This is a genomic window from Micromonospora sp. NPDC005161, from assembly GCF_053599855.1.
The window spans coordinates 124,557-143,608 of sequence record NZ_JBSFYQ010000010.1 but is presented as its reverse complement, the minus strand read 5'-3'; the positions used below and the strand labels follow the sequence as shown (position 1 = coordinate 143,608).

Genomic DNA, 19,052 nt, shown 5'->3' with positions numbered 1-19,052 from the left:
ACCGCACCGCCGCCGCCGGCGGTCACCACGAACCGCCGCAGGCGGGCCGCCCTGATGGGTCGCGCGCCGCAGGACACCCCGGCCGGCATCGGGACGTACCTGCTGCTGGCCACCACCATGCTGTTCGCGGCGTTCCCGCTGTACTGGATGTTCGTCATCGCCACCAGCAACGACGAGGCACTGGCCCAGATCCCGCCCGCGGTGATCCCCGGCGACCGGTTCCTGGTCAACCTGGACGAGGTCTTCTCCCTCCAGGACGTGTACTTCGCCGCCTCGCTGATCAACAGCGTCATCGTCTCGACCGTGGTGACCGCCGCGATGCTGTTCTTCTGCTCGCTGGCCGGTTTCGCCTTCGCCAAGCTGCGCTTCGCCGGCAGTCGGTGGCTGATGCTGTTCGTGGTGCTCACCCTGACCGTGCCGAACCAGCTCGGCGTCGTCGCGCTCTACATCGTGATGGGCAAGCTGGGCTGGAACGGCACCCTCCTGGCGGTCATCGTGCCCGGCCTCGTCACCGCGTTCGGCGTCTTCTACATGCGGCAGTTCATCCTCAACACGGTCCCCGACGAGCTGGTCGAGTCGGCCCGGATGGACGGCGCCACGACGATGCGGGTCTACTGGAACATCGTCCTCCCGGCGATCCGGCCGGCCCTCGCGGTGCTCGGCCTGCTCACCTTCGTGTCCACCTGGAACGACTTCCAGTGGCCGCTGATCACCCTCGGCGGCACCGACTACCCGACCTCGATGGTCGCCATCTCCGACCTGGCCAGCGGCAACTACGTCATCTACCGGCGGGTGCTCGCCGGCGCGTTCGTGGCTACCATCCCCCTGCTGATCATGCTGTTCATCGGTGGACGCCAGATCGTCCGCGGAATCATGGAAGGTGCGGTGAAATCTTGAGCCGACAGGCACTCCACGACGGCTGGACCCTGCGGGCGGCGCCCGGAGCACAGGTCCCGGCGGAGATCGCCGACCGGTCCGTGCCGGCCGCCGTGCCCGGCTGCGTGCACACCGACCTGCTCGACGCCGGCCTGATCCCCGACCCCTACCTCGACGACAACGAGGTGGCGCTGGCCTGGATCGGGCGCACCGACTGGAGCTACCGGACGAGTTTTCGCCGCCCACCGGGCGACCACGACCGGGTCGACCTGGTCTGCGCCGGCCTGGACACCGTCGCCACCCTCACCGTCAACGGTGTCGAGGTCGGCCGCACCGAGAACATGCACCGTGGCTACCGGTTCGACGTCCGCTCGCTGCTGCGGGACGGCGACAACGACCTGGTGGTCGCCTTCGACTCCGCCTACCGCTACGCCGAGGCGCAGCAGGAGCGACTCGGCGACCGGCCCAACGCCTACCCGGAGCCGTTCCACTTCATCCGCAAGATGGCCTGCAACTTCGGCTGGGACTGGGGGCCGACGCTGGTCACCGCCGGCATCTGGCAGGAGATCGGCCTGCATGCCTGGTCCACCGCCCGGCTGGCCACCGTCCGCCCGCTGGTCACCCTGGCCGGCCGGGACGGGCGGGTCGAGCTGCACGTCGAGGTGGAGCGGGTCGCGGACGTCCCGCTGACCGTCCGTGCCACCGTCGCCGACGCCCGCGCCGAGGTGGTCGTCCCGGCCGGGCAGCGCACGGCCGTGCTGACGCTCGCCGTCCGCGAGCCCACGCTGTGGTGGCCCCGGGGGTACGGCGAGCAGGCGCGCCATCTGCTGGAGGTCACCCTGCACGCGCCGGACGGCGACACCCTGGACAGCTGGTCCCGGCGGATCGGCTTCCGCTCGGTCCGGCTGGACACCACCCCCGACGAGCACGGCACCTCGTTCGCGCTGTCGGTCAACGACGTCCCGGTCTTCGTACGGGGGGTCAACTGGATCCCGGACGACGCGTTCCCCACCCGGATCACCCGGGAACGGCTGGCCGGGTGCTTCGACCAGGCCGCCGAGGCCAACATCAACCTGCTGCGGGTCTGGGGCGGTGGCCGGTACGAGTCGGCGGACTTCTACGACCTCGCCGACGAGCGCGGGCTGCTGGTCCAGCAGGACTTCCTGTTCGCCTGCGCCGCGTACCCGGAGGAGGAGCCGTTCGGCAGCGAGGTGGCCGCCGAGGCCGCCGAACAGGTCACCCGGCTGGCGCCGCACCCGTCGCTGGTGCTCTGGACCGGCAACAACGAGAACATCTGGGGCTGGCACGACTGGGACTGGCAGGAGGCCCTCGCCGGGCGCACCTGGGGGCGCGGCTACTACCTGGACGTCCTGCCCCGCATCGTCGGTGAGCTGGACCCCACCCGCCCGTACTGGCCGGGCAGCCCCTGGTCGGGCACCGAGGAGATCCACCCCAACGACCCGGCGCATGGCACCACACATATCTGGGACGTGTGGAACACCGACGACTACATCAAATACCGGGAGTACGTGCCCCGCTTCGTCGCCGAGTTCGGCTACCAGGGCCCGCCGGCGTACGCCACGTTGCGCCGGGCGCTGAGCGACGAACCCCTCGCCCACGACTCACCGGGCATGGCGCACCACCAGAAGGCCGCCGACGGGGACGCGAAGCTCCAGCGGGGCCTGGACGCGCACCTGCCCGCCCCGGCGGACTTCGACGACTGGCACTACCTGACGCAGCTCAACCAGGCCCGGGCGATCCAGCTCGGAGTGGAGCACTTCCGCTCGCACCGGGACGTCTGTGCCGGCGCCATCGTCTGGCAGCTCAACGACTGCTGGCCGGTCACCTCCTGGTCGGCCATTGACGGCGACGGCCGGCGCAAACCCCTGTGGTACGCGCTACGCCACGCGTACGCGGACCGGCTGCTCACCGTCCAGCCCCGCGACGGGGGCCTGGCGCTTGTCGCGGTGAACGACGGCGGCACGCCCTGGCGGGCGTCGGCCTCGGTGACCCGGCTGACCGTCGCGGGTGAGCCGCGGGCGAAGACGACGATGGAGCTGGACGTCCCCGCGTACTCGGCGGTGACGCTGGCGCTGCCGGCGGAGCTGGCCGACGCGGAGGAGGCCCGGCGGGAGCTGCTGGTCGCCGAGGCGGGGGAGAGCGCCGAACGGGCGATGTGGTTCTTCGCCGAGGACCGGGACGTCGACTGGCCGGCCGCGGCCTGGGACGCGACGGTCGAGCCGGTCGACGGCGGGCAGCGGGTCCGGGTCACGGCCCGCACGGTGCTGCGTGACCTGACCCTCTTCCCGGACCGGCTGGACCCGTCGGCGTCCGTGGACAGGGCGCTCGTCACCCTGCTGCCCGGCGAGTCGGTCACCCTCACGGTGCGCGCCGACGCCCCCCTCAACGAGCAGGCGCTAACCACCCGCCCAGTCCTCCGCACCGTCAACGACATCTGAAAGGAAGGGCCCCTTCTTAACGCCTCCGGTAGAGGAGGGGTCCCTTCTTAACAACGGGGGCGGACCGTCGGAGGCTCGCACCTCGGAGATTGAAGACTTCTTCAAGTGCTAAAGTCTTCGTATCGATCCGGGGAGGGTGTTCATGTCGGTCCCGCTGTACCAGGCGAAGGCGGAACTCTTCCGCACCCTCGGGCACCCGGTGCGCATCCGGGTCCTCGAACTGCTCCAGGACGGCCCGAAACCGGTCCGTGACCTGCTCGCCGTGATCGAGGTCGAGGCGTCCAACCTCTCCCAGCAGCTCGCCGTGCTGCGCCGCGCCGGGATGGTCACCTCACACCGCGACGGCCCCCTCGTCATGTACGCGCTCAGCACCCCGGACGTGGCCGACCTGCTGGCCGCCGGGCGGCGGATCCTCGGCGCGGTCCTCACCGACCGGGACGGCCTCCTCGACGAGCTGCGCGCCACCGGCGGGGACAGGTGAGCGGCGCGATTCCTGTCGTCCGCGAGCGGCTACTCGGGCTGCTGCCCGGCCGGGCCGACTGGGCGGCCGTCCACCGCTCACCGCGCCGGGACCTCCTGGCCGGGCTCACCGTCGCGGTGGTGGCGCTGCCGCTGGCCCTGGCGTTCGGCGTCACATCCGGGCTGGGCGCCCAGGCCGGGCTGATCACCGCCGTGATCGCCGGCGCGGTGGCCGCCGTCTTCGGCGGCTCCAACCTCCAGGTCTCCGGACCGACCGGGGCGATGACCGTGGTGCTGGTGCCGGTGGTGCAGCAGTTCGGAGCCACCGGCGTGCTCATGGTCGGGGCGATGGCCGGCCTGGTGCTGATCGCGCTCGCCGTGGCCCGCCTGGGCCGGTACGTCCGCTACCTGCCCACCCCGGTGCTGGAGGGTTTCACCGCCGGCATCGCCGTGGTCATCGCCCTGCAACAGGTGCCCGCCGCGCTCGGCGTCACCGACGCCCACGGGGAGAAGGTCTGGGCCGTCGCCGCCGACGCGGTCGCCCGTTTCGTCGTACACCCGCGGCCGGCCGCCCTCGCGGTGGCCCTCGCCGTCGCGGCGCTGATGCTGCTGGGCGCCCGGTGGCGACCCGGCCTGCCGTTCTCGCTGCTCGGCGTGGCAGCGGCCACCGTCCTCGCCGAGATCGTCCCGGTCGACCTGGTCCGGATCGGCGCGCTCCCGCAGGGCCTGCCCGCCCCCTCGCTCGGCTTCCTCGACCTCGGCGCGCTCGGCGTGCTGCTGCCGAGCGCGCTCGCCGTCGCCGCGCTCGCCGCCCTGGAGAGCCTGCTCTCCGCCACGGTCGCCGATGGCATGACGGTCGGTGAACGGCACGACCCGGACCGGGAGCTGTTCGGTCAGGGGCTGGCCAACCTCGCGGCCCCGCTCTTCGGCGGCATTCCGGCGACCGCCGCCATCGCCCGTACGGCGGTCAACGTCCGCGCCGGGGCGGCCTCGAAGCTGGCCGCCCTCACCCACGCCGTCGCCCTCGCGGCGATCGTGCTGGCCGCCGCGCCGTTGGTCGGCCGGATCCCGCTCGCCGCCCTGGCCGGGGTGCTGCTGGCCACCACGGTCCGCATGGTGGAAGCCGGCTCGCTGTGGGCGTTGGCGCGGGCCACCCGGGGCGACGCCGTCGTGCTGGTGCTCACCTTCGCCGTCACCGTGATCTGGGACCTCGTCACCGCCGTCGCGGTCGGCGTCGGCGTCGCCGTGGTGCTCGCCCTACGCGCGGTGGCCCGCAGCGCCCGGCTGGAACAGGTGCCCCTCGACCCCGAGGAACACAGCGCCGAGGAGTACGCGCTGCTCAGCGAACACATCGTCGCGTACCGGCTGGACGGGCCGCTCTTCTTCGCCGCGGCCCACACCTTCCTGCTCGAACTGTCCGAGGTCGCCGACGTCCGTGTCGTCATCCTGCGGATGTCCCGGGTGACCACCATGGACGCCACCGGCGCGCACGTCCTCGGCGACGCGATCCGACGGCTCCGCGGACGCGGGATCACCGTCCTGCTCTCCGGCATCACCCCCGCCCACGACCAGGTCCTCGCCACCCTCGGAGTGGCCGACGACCTGCGCCGCGAGGGGCTGGTCTTCTCCGACACCCCGGCGGCGATCCGGCACGCCCGCGGGGCTGCGCTGCCCGTGACCGGCGGCCCGGCCGGCCGGACGTGACGGTTGAGAAGTGCGCCCGGGGCCGGTGCGGGTAGGGCAGCCCGCCCCGCTACGGCATGATCTACCGCCGTGGCCGGAGCTTCACAGCGCGGCCGACCGAAGAGGCGAAGACAGACGTCTCGCCCAGGCGGTACCCCGGGGAGCGCAAATGATCACCGAACATGTCCGAGACGCGGCGGCGACGGCGTTCGTCTTCGGCTTCTTCGCCACCAGCTGGTTCGGCTGGGCGCAGGAGGCGCCCCCGAAGCGGTGGCGGCCGGTGCTGATCGTCGGTTCGGTTCTCGCGCTGCTCACGGCGGCCGCCGGTGCCCTGCTCGCCTGGCGTCACTGGTCGGACGGTACGGCGTTCGACGCCGACACCAGCCCCACCTTCGGCATCGTCGTCGGCATCGAGTTCGCCGCCGCCGCGCTCGGTGCCGGGCTGCTCGCCCTGCTGCGGCGTCGTGAGCTGACCGCCCCCTGGATCGCCCTCGTCGTGGGCGTGCACCTCTTCCCGGTCGCGGCGCTGATCGACTACCCGTTGATTCACCTGGTCGCCGCGCTCGTCACCGTGGTGGCGGTCGCGGCCGTCCCGGTGGCCCGGGCCCGCGCCATGGCGGTGAGCGCGGTGGTCGGGCTCGGCACCGGCGGCGTGCTCCTGGCAGCGGCGGTGTCCTCGCTGCTCATCGCCCTGTTGGCCTACTGAGGGCGGTCGCCGTCCGCTGACACGCGCGAGCGGCGGGTCTGAAGGAAATTCCTCCAGGCCCGCCGCTCGTCGAAACCCGCTGCCGGTCAGGCCCGGGCGGCGGCGAGCACCTGGCCGACCAGGCTGCCGGACGTGCCCGACCGCTCGTACTCGGGCCGGCTCAGGCTGCCACCCATCAGCGGTGCCGGGTTGCGGTGCACGGCCGGGCTGTCCGAGCTGACCAGGGCCGCGAAGTGGTACTCGTCGGCGCCGGTCGCCTCGACGATCCGGACGATGTTGCGCGGGGTGATGCCGCCACCCGGCATGATGACGATCCGCCCGGCGGCCCGGCGGACCAGGTCGGCGATGAGCGGAGCACCCTCCAGCACGCTGACCTCCTGACCCGACGTGAGCACCCGGTGCACGCCCAACTCGATCAGCTGCTCCAGCGCCGCGTGCGGGTCGCGGGTCATGTCGAACGCGCGGTGGAAGGTGATGCTGGCGTCGCCGGCGGCGGTGATCAGGCGACGGGTGGTCGGCACGTCGACGTCACCCTCGGCGGTCAACGCGCCGATCACAATGCCGTGCGCGCCGGCCGCGACCGCGGCCCGCACATCCCGCTCCATCGCCTCGATCTCGAACGGCGAGTAGATGAAGTCGCCGGCCCGGGGCCGGACGATCACATGCACCCGGATCCGGGTGACGGCGCGCAGGGCCGTCTCGATGGTGCCCAGGCTGGGGGTCAGTCCACCGTCGAAGAGCGCGGAGCACAGCTCCACCCGGTCGGCGCCGGCCTCCTCGGCGGCTACCGCCCCCTCGACGCTGTCGATGCAGATCTCGAATGTGCTCATGACTCTTCCTTTTCGGTGCGAGACGATGCCGCTTCGGTACGAGACGATGCCGCGGTCCAATCGATGGCGGCGGTGACGGCGCCGACCGGTTCGCCGCCGCCGAGCACCGGTACCCGACGCAGCGCGTCGGCCCCATCCACCGGTACGCCCACGGCGTCGAGCGCGGCGAGCGCGATGACGGTGGTGGCGCGGGGTGACCCGTCGATCGCCTTCACCGCCACGGCGTGACCGTCCGGTGTGGCCAGCGCGAGCACGCCCTCGGCCCCGCCCTTGGCGAGTACGCCGGGTAGCGCCCGCATCAGGTCGGTGTTCGGGTGCCCGCGCCACCCACCCACGTACTCCGGGTGTTGGCGCATGGCCTGCGCGACCAGCGCCTCGTCGGTCCCGGCGGGTGCCGTGACCAACGCCTGGAACGTGCGGGCCAGGCCGGTCAGTGGCAGGCCGAACAGGGGTGCGCCGCAGCCGTCGACCGCGTGGTGCGCGATGGGCGTGCCGGCCAGCCGGGCGACGGTCGCGGCGGTCTCCCGCTGCAGCGGGTGATCGGGGTCGAGGTAGTCGTGTGTGCTCCAGGACCGGGCGACGCAGGCGACCAGCATCGCGGCGTGCTTGCCGGAGCAGTTCATCCGGATCCGGTCGCGCTGCCCGCCGGCGCGGATCAGCCGGTCTCGGGTCAGTTCGTCCTCCGGCCAGTCCACCGGGCAGCCGAGGGCGTCCTCGGTCAGGCCGGCGCCGGCCAGCATCGCCCGGACCACCTCGACGTGCCGGTCGTCGCCGGTGTGGCTGCCGGCGGCGAGCGCCAGCGCCGGGCCGGTCAGCGGGTCGGCGCCGTCAAGGCCGGGGGCCGCCGCGACCCGGCAGGCCAACGCCTGCACCGGCTTGAGGGTGGAGCGGCGGAGCACCGGTTCGTCGGGTACGCCGGCGGCGAGGACGACCTCGCCGTCCGGGGCGAGCACGACGACGCTGCCGTAGTGCCTGCTCTCGACAAAGCCGTTGCGAACGACCCGGGCCAGTTCGGCATATCGGGCAGCGGTCACCGGGTGCTGTTCCCTTCGATGAGTGGTGGGGGCAGGTCTGCGTTGCCTCGTCCACGTCGGCCGCCAAAGCGGCCGTTGCGGGCCTGAAGGACGCGGGCGAACTTCGACAGCGAGGCGTTGACCACCAGATAGATCAGCGCCACCACCAGGAACGTCTGGATCAGTAGGTGGGTGTACGAGGAGAGCACCTGCCCGCTGTAGAGCAGCTCGGTGTAGCTGACCACGAAGCCGAGCGAGGTGTCCTTGAGCAGCCCGACCAGTTGGCTGACCAGGGACGGGGTGAGCTGGAGCAGCGCCTGGGGCAGGACCACCAGCGCCATCACCTGTCCGCGGCGCAGCCCGACGGCGAGGCCGGCCTCGGTCTGTCCACGGTCCAGGGCCAGGATGCCGGCCCGGAAGATCTCTGCGAACGCCGCCCCAGGGGTCGGCCGGGGACATCAGTCACTGCCGGGTGGTAGCTGACCCCGCGCCGGCGTGCAGCTGCGGCAATGCCGGCTGCCTGGAGGCGGTGGCCAGCGGCGCCGCCCTGGTCACCGCGCTACGCGACCAGGGAGTCCCGGTCTCCGACCTGACCGGGGTCATCCGCCTGATCGACGACGGCGACCGCCACGCCACGGCGCTCGCCCGGCAGGCCGGCCGGGCTATCGGCGAGATCCTGGCCGTCGTGGTCAACTTTTTCAACCCGCAGGTGGTGGCCATCGGCGGCCGACTCGCCGACTGTGAACCGCTGCTGGCCAGCATGCGGGCCACCCTCTACGAGCGGTGCCTGCCACTGGCCACCCAGACCCTGCTCATCGAGCGGGTCACCACCGGCCAGGACGTCGGCATCACCGGCGCCGCCCACCTGGTGATCGACCACGTCGTCGCGGCCAGCTGACTCGCTCGCGTGTTGATCACACGGCGTGCCCCCGGGCCTACTCGGGGACGCGGCGGTAGGCGCCGTCGCTGGCCGAGGTGGCCATCGACGCGTACGCGCGCAGCGCCGCCGACACCGGCCGCTGCCGGTCGGTCGGGGTGTACGGCTTGTCGCGCTTCTCCTCGGCCACCCGTCGCGCCTCCAGTTCTTCGGCGGGCACGTTCAGCTCGATGGACCGGCCCGGGATGTCGATGACGACCTCGTCGCCGTCGCGGACCAGGGCGATCAGCCCACCGGAGGCGGCCTCGGGGGAGACGTGCCCGATGGAGAGCCCGGAGGTGCCGCCGGAGAACCGGCCGTCGGTGAGCAGCGCACAGGATCGGCCCAGCCCACGTCCCTTGAGGAACGAGGTGGGGTAGAGCATCTCCTGCATGCCGGGGCCGCCCTTGGGCCCCTCGTACCGGATCACCACGACGTCTCCCGCGACCACCTGCTTGGCGAGGATCGCGGTCACCGCGTCGTCCTGCGACTCGTAGACCTTGGCCGGGCCGCGGAAGGTCAGGCAGTCGTCCGGCACGCCGGCGGTCTTCACGACGCTGCCTTCCGGCGCCAGGTTGCCGTGCAGGATGGCCAGCCCGCCGTCGGCGGAGTAGGCGTGCTCGCGGTCCCGGATGCAGCCGCCGGCCGCGTCGGTGTCCAGCGACGACCACCGGTTGGTGGTGGAGAACGGCTCGACGGTGCGCACCCCGCCGGGGGCGGCGTGGAACAGCTCGACCGCCGTCGGCGTCGGCGAGCCGCCGCGCACGTCCCAGTCGGTCAGCCACTGCGCCAGCGAGGGCGAGTGCACGGCGTGCACGTCCCGGTTGAGCTGCCCGGCCCGGTCCAGTTCGCCGAGGATCGCGGGGATGCCGCCGGCCCGGTGCACGTCCTCCATGTGGTACATCGGCGAGTTCGGCGCGACCTTGGCCAGGCAGGGCACCCGCCGGGAGATCGCGTCGATGTCGGCGACACCGAAGTCCATCTCCGCCTCACGGGCGGCGGCGAGCAGGTGCAGCACCGTGTTGGTGGAGCCGCCCATCGCCACGTCCAGGGCGACCGCGTTCTCGAACGCGGCCTTGGAGGCGACCGTGCGGGGCAGGACCGAGTCGTCGTCGCCGTCGTACCAGCGCTTGGCGATCTCCACGACGGTGCGGCCGGCCTCGACGAAGAGCGACCGGCGCGCGGCGTGGGTGGCGAGCGTCGAGCCGTTGCCGGGCAGCGCCAGCCCGATCGCCTCGGTGAGGCAGTTCATCGAGTTGGCGGTGAACATGCCGGAGCAGGAGCCGCAGGTGGGGCAGGCGGAGCGCTCGATCTCGCCGAGCTGGTCGTCGGTGACCGCCTCGTTCGAGGAGGCGATCATCGCGTCGATCAGGTCGATCTTGCTGTGCACGACGCCCTCGATCGCCATCGTCTTGCCGGCCTCCATCGGGCCACCGGAGACGAAGACGGTCGGAATGTTGAGCCGCAGTGCGGCCAGCAGCATGCCGGGCGTGATCTTGTCGCAGTTCGAGATGCAGACCAGGGCGTCCGCGCAGTGCGCGTTGACCATGTATTCCACCGCGTCGGCGATCAGCTCGCGGCTGGGTAGCGAGTAGAGCATGCCGCCGTGGCCCATCGCGATGCCGTCGTCGACCGCGATGGTGTTGAACTCCCGCCCCACCCCGCCGGCCTCGGCCACCGCGTCGGCGACCAGGCCGCCCATGTCCTTGAGGTGTACGTGACCCGGCACGAACTGGGTGAAACTGTTGGCGATGGCGACGATCGGCTTGCCGAAATCGTCGTCGGTCATCCCTGTGGCCCGCCACAGGGCCCGGGCGCCGGCCATCGTCCGACCGTGTGTGGAGGTCCTCGACCGCAGCTCAGGCATGCGTACCAGCATGACACCGCCGGGGCGCCGGCCGTCCGGAGCGGGCGCCGTGTCCCAACAGATGCACACCCGGTCCCCACGGCGAGCGCGCATCCGGCACTCTTGAGTGCGTGCACTTTCCCCCGGGCATGGTCGCTGTGGCGGCGTTGAGCGGGCTCGTCGCCGTTGCCGCCGCCGCACTGCTGACCGTGGTCGCCCGGCGGCGCGCCGGGCCCCGCCGCCCGGCGCACGTGCTGCTCGCCGCTGCCGCCGGCGTCGCCCTGCTCAGTCTCCTGGTCGGGGTGGCGACCGTGCTCGCCAGCAGCGAGCACTGGGCGCACGAGCAGGGGCAGCGCACCGGGTGGGCCACGGCGGTGGCGATCGGCACGGCGGTGAGCGGGCTGGCCTTCGCCGCCGGCCTGCTCCGACTGCCCGGGCTGGCGGCCACCGCGGCGGGGACCGCCCGGCTCGCCCTGGACGGGTTGATCATGGCCGCCGCGCTGTGGTTCGTCGGCTGGGTGCTCTTCTCCGAGCCCACCCGGCTGCTCGGCGCCGCCACTCCGATGGCGTGCCCGGCGATCCTGCTGGCCACGGTGAGCGCCGCGCTCGGCGCCGGGCTCAGCGTGATCGTCGTCTTCCGGGCCGCCGCCCCGCGTCGGCGGCTCGCCGCGCTCGGCGCGGGCATCAGCGCGGTGGCCTGCGGCGGGCTGGGTCTCGCCGCCGGGCTCTGCCAGGCCGGACCGAACATGGCCCTGGCCGGCGCGGCGGTGCTCGCCGCCGGTCTGCTGACCGTCGCGCTTGCGGTGCACCGCGCCGACCGGCCGGGTCAGGTCGACCTGGACCTGATCGGTCGCGACGGCGAGTACGCGATCGCCCCGATGCTGGCGATGGCCGCCTCGGCGATGTACCACCTCCTCCAGGACGGCCGGTTCACCGCGGCGGGCGTCGTCGCCGGCAGCGTGGAGGGCTTCGCCCTGGTGGCCCGGCAGTACCTCACCCTCAAGGACGTCCGTAACTACGCCGGCCGGCTCGCCGAGCGGGAGGCGCACTTCCGCGAACTGGCGCACACCGACCCGCTCACCGCGCTGGCCAACCGGCGGGGGCTGCTGCGCGCGCTGCACGACAGCGCCGCGGCGGGCACCCCGTGCGTGCTGCTCGGCCTGGACCTGGACGGCTTCAAGAACGTCAACGACATGCGTGGCCACGACGTGGGCGACGCCGTGCTGGCCGAGGTGGGCCGGCGGCTGCGCGGCAACCTGCGCCCCGGCGACGTGGCGGCCCGGCTCGGCGGCGACGAGTTCGCCGTGCTCATGGCGGGCCGGCCCGCAGACGCCAACCGGGTCGCCGAGCGGCTGCTCGGGGTGCTCAACCGGCCGTACGACCAGCCCGAAGGGCCCGTCTTCCTCTCGGTGAGCATCGGGGTGGCGGGGTGGGCCGGCGAGCCGGACGTGGAGTTGCTGCTGCGCCATGCCGACCTGGCGCTGCGCTACGCCAAGCAGCGCGGCAAGAACCGGATCGAGCGCTACGACGCCACGTACGACCAGCTGCTGCGTCGGCGCACCACGCTGGAGCACGAGTTGCGCGGCGCCATCGAACGCGACGAGTTGCGGCTGGCCTTCCAGCCGGTGGCCTCGCTGCCGTCGGTCCGGCCGGTCGGCGCCGAGGCGTTGCTCCGCTGGCACCACCCCGAGCTGGGTAACGTCCGCCCGGACGAGTTCATCCCGCTGGCCGAGGAGTGCGGCATGATCGCCACCCTCGGCGCCTGGGTGCTGCACCAGGCCTGCTACCAGCTCTCCCGCTGGCTGGCCGACGGGCACGACGTGTGGGTCTCGGTGAACGTCTCCCCACGCGAGCTGCACGCCCCGGAGTACGTGGTCCAGGTCGCCGAGGCGCTGCGCGCCCACCACGTGCCGCCGCAGCGGCTGGTGCTGGAGGTCACCGAGCACGCGGTCGCCACCGACCTGGACGAGCTGATCCGGCGGCTGACCGCGTTGCGGCTGACCGGTGTCCGGATCGCGCTGGACGACTTCGGCGCCGGCTACTCCTCACTGGGGCAGCTGCGCCGGCTGCCGATCGACATCCTGAAGATCGACCACAGTCTGGTCGCCGAGCACGAGCCGGTCCGCCCGGTCGGCGCGGACGGTCCGGCGTTCGCGCCGATGGTCGACATCGTCATGCGACTGGGCCACCAGTTGGGGCTGGAGGTGATCGCCGAGGGGGTGACCACCCCCACCGAGCTGGCCGCGGTGGTGGCCGCCGGCTGCCGGTTCGGCCAGGGCGCGCTCTTCGGCTGGGGCGTGCCCGCCGAGCACCTGGAGGCGATGCTGGAGGCGGCGACCTCGCCGGGTGCGAGGCCCACCCCGCTGCCCACGCCACGCCGGGTTTCCGGGGGGTCCGGGCAGGTCACTCCGGTCGCCGAGGGCGCGTCGCCGCCCGACTCGCCGCGCTCCGTTAACCAACATGTGGGATCAGTTGACTCATCGCGTGAGATGCGTCAGGCTTAGCCACATGTCGTCGTACCGGTCGCGAGTACTTACCTGAGCGCACTCTCCCTCATCGAGAGTGCGCTGGCCCCGTGCATCTGCACGAGGGCCGTTTTTATTGCCATCGGAACCTGTCGGGGCGGGCCCGCCCGCGTCGCTTCGCTTGACAAGCCCCAGCCATTCCAGCCGAAGGCCAGAACCGCCATGACGAGACCCACGCCAGAGACCCTCGCCCACACCGCCCGGCGCGCCCGCGCCGCCGCCGAGCCGGGCGGCGACGTCGACTCCACCGCCGCGCGCGCCGCGGCCACCCCGGCCGTCCCGGCGGTACGGACACCCGCTCCGGCGCAGGTCTCCGGCGCCTGCTCGCTCGTGCGGTCCCTTGAGGCGCTCGGCGTGGACGTCGTCTTCGGCATCCCGGGCGGCGCGATCCTGCCGGCGTACGACCCGCTCTACGACTCCACCGTCCGGCACATCCTGGTCCGGCACGAGCAGGGCGCCGGTCATGCCGCCACCGGGTACGCGCAGGCCACCGGCAAGGTGGGCGTCTGCATCGCCACCTCCGGCCCGGGCGCGACCAACCTGGTCACCCCGATCGCCGACGCGTACATGGACTCGGTGGCGATGGTGGCGATCACCGGTCAGGTGGCCCGCCCGTCGATCGGCACCGACGCCTTCCAGGAGGCGGACATCCAGGGCATCACCCTGCCGATCACCAAGCACAACTTCCTCGTGCAGAGCGCCGAGGAGATCCCGCAGGTGCTGGCCGAGGCGTTCCACCTGGCCAGCACCGGCCGGCCCGGCCCGGTGCTGGTCGACATCCCCAAGGACGTGCTCCAGGCGCCGACCACCTTCGCCTGGCCGCCCACCCTCGACCTGCCCGGCTACCGGCCCACCCTGCACCCGCATGGCAAGCAGATCCGGGAGGCGGCCCGGCTGATGGCCGGCGCCCGCCGGCCGGTGCTCTACGTGGGTGGCGGGGTGCTCAAGGCCGGTGCCACCGACGGGCTGCGCCGGCTGGCCGAGCTGACCGGCATCCCGGTGGTCACCACGCTGATGGCGCTCGGCGCGTTCCCCGACTCGCATGCCCAGCACCTGGGGATGCCCGGCATGCACGGCACCGTCGCCGCGGTCTACGGCCTGCAGAAGGCGGACCTGATCGTCGCACTGGGCGCGCGGTTCGACGACCGGGTCACCGGCAAGCTGGACTCGTTCGCCCCGGACGCGACCGTGGTGCACGCCGACATCGACCCCGCGGAGATCGGCAAGAACCGGCACGCGGACGTGCCGATCGTCGGCGACGCCCGGCACGTCATCGACGAGCTGATCGCGGCGGTGACCGTCGAACGTGCGGCCGGGCACGACAGCGACCTGGGCGACTGGTGGACCCAGCTCGACGACCTGCGCAACCGCTACCCGCTGGGCTACGACGAGCCGGCCGACGGCACGCTCTCCCCGCAGTACGTGATCAAGCGGCTGGGCGAGATCGTCGGCCCGGACGCGATCTACGTGGCCGGGGTGGGCCAGCACCAGATGTGGGCGTCGCAGTTCATCTCCTACGAGAAGCCGCAGACCTGGTTGAATTCCGGCGGGCTCGGCACGATGGGCTACGCGGTGCCGGCGGCGATGGGCGCCAAGGTCGGCAAGCCGGACACGGTTGTCTGGGCGGTGGACGGCGACGGCTGCTTCCAGATGACCAACCAGGAGCTGGCCACCTGCGCGTTGGAGGGCATCCCGGTCAAGATCGCCGTGATCAACAACGGCAACCTCGGCATGGTCCGGCAGTGGCAGACGCTGTTCTACAACGAGCGTTACTCCAACACCGACCTCGGCACCCACAAGCACCGCATCCCCGACTTCGTGAAGCTCGCCGAGGCGTTGGGCTGCGTCGGGCTGCGCTGCGAGAACGCCGATGACGTTGAGAAGACCATCGCCGCCGCCATGGAGATCAACGACGCCCCGGTGGTGATCGACTTCGTGGTCGGCAAGGACGCCATGGTCTGGCCGATGGTCGCCGCCGGCACCAGCAACGACGAGATCATGTTCGCCCGGGGCGTCCGCCCGGCCTTCGACGAGGATGACATCTGACATGAGTGAGCGAAGCGAACGAATCAGCAGGCTCAGTGCTGCGCGTCGTCAGGGCGCGACCGGGCGAAGCGAGGTCGTGGCATGACGATGCACACCCTGTCCGTGCTCGTGGAGAACAAGCCTGGCGTGCTCGCCCGGGTCTCCGGCCTGTTCTCCCGGCGCGGATTCAACATCGACAGCCTGGCCGTCGGTGAGACCGAGAACCCGGACGTCTCCCGGATCACCATCGTGGTCAACGCGGAGTCGTCTCCTCTGGAACAGGTCACCAAGCAGCTCAACAAGCTGGTGAACGTGCTCAAGATCGTCGAGCTGGACCCGCAGGTTTCGGTCGCCCGGGAGTTGCTGCTGGTGAAGGTCCGCGCCGACCGGTCCGCGCGGACCCAGGTGCTGGAGACCGTCAACCTGTTCCGCGCCCGGGTGGTCGACGTGGCACCGGACACGCTGACCATCGAGGCCACCGGCACCCCGGACAAGCTCGACGCGCTGCTGCGCGACCTCGAGCCCTTCGGCATCAAGGAAATGGTCCAGTCCGGGCTGGTGGCGATCGGGCGCGGCTCGCGTTCGATCACCGCCGGTCCCGCGCTGCGGGCCGCCTGACCCATCCGCACAGACCACGACGGGCCGTCCGGGCCGTCGTACGAAAGGGAAGTCTCATGAGCGTTGAGGTGTACTACGACGACGATGCCGACCTCGGCCTGATCCAGGCCAAGAAGGTCGCGGTGATCGGCTACGGCAGCCAGGGCCACGCCCACGCGCTGTCGCTGCGCGACTCCGGCGTCGACGTGGTGATCGGTCTGCCGGAGGGCTCGAAGAGCCGTCCCAAGGCCGAGGAGCAGGGCCTGCGGGTCGTCACGCCGGCGCAGGCCGCCGCCGAGGCCGATGTGATCATGGTGCTCGCGCCGGACACCGCCCAGCGTGCCCTGTACACCGAGTCGATCGCCCCGCACCTCGCCCCGGGCAAGGCGATCTTCTTCGGCCACGGCTTCAACATCCGGTACGGGCTGATCAAGCCGCCGGCCGAGGTCGACGTGGCGATGGTCGCCCCGAAGGGCCCCGGCCACCTGGTCCGCCGCCAGTACGCCGACGGCAAGGGCGTGCCCTGCCTGGTCGCCGTCGAGCAGGACGCCAGCGGCAACGCGCTCGCGCTCGCCCTCGCGTACGCCAAGGGGATCGGCGGCACGCGCGCCGGCGTGATCCGGACCACCTTCACCGAGGAGACCGAGACCGACCTCTTCGGCGAGCAGGCGGTGCTCTGCGGCGGCGCGGCGGCGCTGGTGCAGACCGGGTTCGAGGTGCTCACCGAGGCGGGCTACGCCCCCGAGGTGGCCTACTTCGAGTGCCTGCACGAGCTGAAGCTGATCGTCGACCTCATGTACGAGGGCGGCATCGCGAAGATGCGGTACAGCATCTCCGACACCGCCGAGTACGGCGACCTCTCCCGTGGCCCGCGGATCATCGACTCCCGGGTCAAGGACGAGATGCGCAAGATCCTCGGGGAGATCCAGTCCGGCGAGTTCGCCCGCGAGTGGGTTGCCGAGGACGAGGCGGGCCGGCCCAACTTCACCAAGTGGCAGGCCGAGGGTGCGGCGCACCCGATCGAGGAGACCGGCCGGAAGCTGCGCGGCATGATGAGCTGGGTCGACCGCCCGATCACCGAGACCGCCTGACGCCGCCGCGGGGCCGTCCGGTCGTCCTGACGCGGCCGGACGGCCCCGCGCGTCCAGCTTGTCGATGCTCACATGCTGGACCGAGTGACGCTGAGCACCGAGCCGGTGGCGTCGGCCGCCCGGGACATGTCCGTTGAGCGTGCGACCCGCCGGGCCCGGCAGCGATGACGGTCGGGTGAACGTGCGATGTCCGGCGTCCGCCCCGGCGTGTGAGGGCCCTCACCCCGAAGACCCGAACATGCCGACCAGCGGGGCCCCTACGATCGCGGGTAGGTGCGCAGCCGGCACCTGACGGCCACGGCACGGATCAGCGCAGGGCGCAGTGCGGCGCCTCGCCGCCCGCGCCGATCGTAAACACGACCTCTACGAGGACCGATGAATCCTGTCGTACTGATCGCCGAAGAACTCGCCCCCGCCGCCATCGAGGTGCTCGCCCACGACTTCGACGTCCGGCACGTCGACGGCACCGACCGTCCGGCCCTGCTCTCGGCGCTCTCCGAGGCCCACGCCGTCATCGTGCGCAGCGCGACCCAGATCGACGCCGAGGCGATCGCCGCCGCACCGCGACTCAAGGTGGTCGCCCGGGCGGGCATCGGGCTGGACAACGTCGAGGTGCCGGCCGCGACCGCGCGGGGCGTCATGGTCGTCAACGCGCCCACCTCGAACATCGTCTCCGCCGCGGAGCAGGCCGTCGCTCTGCTCCTCGCCGTGGCCCGCAACACCGCCAGCGCCAGCGCCGCGCTCAAGGCGGGGGAGTGGAAGCGGTCGAAGTACACCGGCGTCGAGGTGCAGGGCAAGACCGTCGGCGTGGTCGGGCTCGGTCGCATCGGGGTGCTCTTCGCGCAGCGCATCGCCGCGTTCGGCACCCGGCTGATCGCGTACGACCCGTACATCCAGCCGGCCCGGGCGGCGCAGCTCGGCGTACGCCTGGTGGGCCTGGAGGAGTTGCTTCGGGAGAGCGACTTCATCTCCATCCACCTGCCGAAGACCCCAGAGACGGTGGGCCTGATCGGTGAGAAGGAACTGGCGATCGTCAAGCCGGGCGTGCGCATCGTCAACGCCGCCCGCGGCGGTCTGGTCGACGAGCAGGCGCTCGCGAACGCCATCGCCGAGGGCCGGGTCGCCGGCGCCGGCGTCGACGTCTACAGCAAGGAGCCCTGCACCTCCTCCCCGCTGTTCGCCTTCGACAACGTGGTGGCCACCCCGCACCTGGGTGCCTCGACGCACGAGGCGCAGGACAAGGCCGGCCTGGCGGTGGCCCGGAGCGTGAAGCTGGCGTTGCAGGGCGAGTTCGTCCCGGATGCGGTCAACGTGCAGGCCGGTGGCGTGGTCGCCGAGGACGTGCGGCCGCTGCTCCCGCTGGCCGAGAAGCTCGGCCGCGCCTTCACCGCGGTCGCCGGCGGCGTCGCCGCCAGCGTCACGGTCGAGGTCCGCGGCGAGATCGTCAGCCACGACGTGTCGGTGCTCAAGCTCGCCGCCACCAAGGGCATGTTCAGCTCGGTCGTCGAGGAGCAGGTCACCTACGTCAACGCCCCGCACCTGGCCGCCGAGCGTGGCGTCGAGGTCACCCTGGCCAGCCTGGCCGAGACGGCGGAGCAGCCCACCCTGGTCACGGTGCGTGGCGCGCTGCCGGACGGCCGGACGGTCAGCGTCTCCGGCACGGTCACCCACTCCGGCGCTCGCGACGTCCTGAAGCTGACCGAGGTGGACGGCTTCGACGTGGAGATCGGCGCGGAGGGCATCCTGCTTTTCCTGCGCTACGCCGACCGGCCCGGCGTCGTCGGCACCGTCGGCACCCTGCTCGGCGAGTCGGGCATCAACATCGCGGCGATGCAGGTGGCCCGGCGCGAGGCGGGTGGCGAGACGCTGATGACGCTCACCGTCGACCAGGCGCTCGGCGCGGACCTGCTCACCTCTGCGGCCGACTCGATCGGCGCGACGGCGGCCAGCGCGGCGGACCTGCGCGACGAGTAGTCACGGCAGCACCACGGGGGGCCCGGCGATCCGCTGGGCCCCTTTGTCGTAC

The 19,052-nt window shown here is 72.3% G+C and carries 14 protein-coding genes and 1 pseudogene; 11 read left to right on the top strand and 4 right to left on the bottom strand.

All coding sequences use genetic code 11. The annotated features are described in order from the left end of the window. Positions 1–54: 54 nt before the first annotated feature. The 5 genes from ACWD5O_RS12745 (at position 55) to ACWD5O_RS12725 (ending at position 6,183) form a co-directional block, all read left to right on the top strand. Positions 55–897: a carbohydrate ABC transporter permease gene (locus ACWD5O_RS12745; protein WP_089021695.1), complete on the top strand. Its 843-nt coding sequence runs from the start codon at positions 55–57 to the stop codon at positions 895–897. Beyond that, entirely contained in the window at positions 894–3,335 is a 2,442-nt protein-coding gene (locus tag ACWD5O_RS12740; RefSeq protein ID WP_450085345.1) for a glycoside hydrolase family 2 protein, read from the top strand. Before ACWD5O_RS12745 ends, ACWD5O_RS12740 begins: the two co-directional genes overlap by 4 nt. Before the next feature lie 142 nt (positions 3,336–3,477). Next, positions 3,478–3,816: an ArsR/SmtB family transcription factor gene (locus ACWD5O_RS12735; RefSeq protein WP_074317640.1), complete on the top strand. Its 339-nt coding sequence runs from the start codon at positions 3,478–3,480 to the stop codon at positions 3,814–3,816. Further along, positions 3,813–5,498 carry a SulP family inorganic anion transporter gene (locus ACWD5O_RS12730; protein ID WP_450085344.1) on the top strand — a complete coding sequence of 562 codons (1,686 nt, stop codon included), beginning with the start codon at positions 3,813–3,815 and terminating at the stop codon, positions 5,496–5,498. Before ACWD5O_RS12735 ends, ACWD5O_RS12730 begins: the two co-directional genes overlap by 4 nt. Before the next feature lie 148 nt (positions 5,499–5,646). Beyond that, complete coding sequence (locus ACWD5O_RS12725) at positions 5,647–6,183, top strand: hypothetical protein (RefSeq protein WP_450085343.1); 537 nt, start codon at positions 5,647–5,649, stop codon at positions 6,181–6,183. An 86-nt stretch (positions 6,184–6,269) separates the two neighbouring features. On the opposite strand, the gene ACWD5O_RS12720 is transcribed toward ACWD5O_RS12725, so the two are convergent. Genes ACWD5O_RS12720 through ACWD5O_RS12710 form a run of 3 tightly spaced genes read right to left on the bottom strand, consistent with a single transcriptional unit; the run spans position 6,270 to position 8,448 of the window. Further along, positions 6,270–7,013: a copper homeostasis protein CutC gene (locus ACWD5O_RS12720; protein ID WP_354966997.1), complete on the bottom strand. Its 744-nt coding sequence runs from the start codon at positions 7,011–7,013 to the stop codon at positions 6,270–6,272. Then, the gene (locus tag ACWD5O_RS12715) at positions 7,010–8,047 is read right to left on the bottom strand and encodes an asparaginase (RefSeq protein WP_450085342.1); all 1,038 of its coding nucleotides are present in this window, start codon (positions 8,045–8,047) and stop codon (positions 7,010–7,012) included. The genes ACWD5O_RS12720 and ACWD5O_RS12715 overlap by 4 nt, the downstream gene beginning before the upstream one ends. Continuing rightward, positions 8,044–8,448 (bottom strand): ABC transporter permease subunit, encoded by a 405-nt coding sequence (locus ACWD5O_RS12710; RefSeq protein WP_450085378.1) that lies wholly within the window; start codon positions 8,446–8,448, stop codon positions 8,044–8,046. Before ACWD5O_RS12710 ends, ACWD5O_RS12715 begins: the two co-directional genes overlap by 4 nt. Here ACWD5O_RS12710 and ACWD5O_RS12705 point away from each other — a divergent pair. Continuing rightward, a pseudogene (locus tag ACWD5O_RS12705) lies at positions 8,433–8,924 on the top strand (ROK family protein); the annotation flags it as partial. The gene ACWD5O_RS12710 and the pseudogene ACWD5O_RS12705 sit on opposite strands and share 16 nt — an antisense overlap. A gap of 37 nt (positions 8,925–8,961) precedes the next feature. On the opposite strand, the gene ilvD reads toward ACWD5O_RS12705, so the two are convergent. After that, positions 8,962–10,809 (bottom strand): dihydroxy-acid dehydratase, encoded by a 1,848-nt coding sequence (gene ilvD / locus ACWD5O_RS12700; RefSeq protein WP_354966995.1) that lies wholly within the window; start codon positions 10,807–10,809, stop codon positions 8,962–8,964. Between the two features lie 128 nt (positions 10,810–10,937). Between ilvD and ACWD5O_RS12695 the strand changes: the two genes are divergently transcribed. The 5 genes from ACWD5O_RS12695 (at position 10,938) to serA (ending at position 19,000) form a co-directional block, all read left to right on the top strand. After that, entirely contained in the window at positions 10,938–13,292 is a 2,355-nt protein-coding gene (locus ACWD5O_RS12695; RefSeq protein ID WP_450085377.1) for a putative bifunctional diguanylate cyclase/phosphodiesterase, read from the top strand. Between the two features lie 183 nt (positions 13,293–13,475). Beyond that, entirely contained in the window at positions 13,476–15,359 is a 1,884-nt protein-coding gene (locus tag ACWD5O_RS12690; protein WP_450085341.1) for an acetolactate synthase large subunit, read from the top strand. Positions 15,360–15,440: 81 nt separating this feature from the next. Further along, entirely contained in the window at positions 15,441–15,956 is a 516-nt protein-coding gene (ilvN, locus tag ACWD5O_RS12685) for an acetolactate synthase small subunit (RefSeq protein ID WP_089017348.1), read from the top strand. 56 nt (positions 15,957–16,012) lie between these two features. Then, positions 16,013–17,026: a ketol-acid reductoisomerase gene (ilvC, locus tag ACWD5O_RS12680; RefSeq protein ID WP_354966992.1), complete on the top strand. Its 1,014-nt coding sequence runs from the start codon at positions 16,013–16,015 to the stop codon at positions 17,024–17,026. 375 nt (positions 17,027–17,401) lie between these two features. Further along, entirely contained in the window at positions 17,402–19,000 is a 1,599-nt protein-coding gene (gene serA, locus ACWD5O_RS12675; protein WP_450085340.1) for a phosphoglycerate dehydrogenase, read from the top strand. Positions 19,001–19,052: the final 52 nt, after the last annotated feature.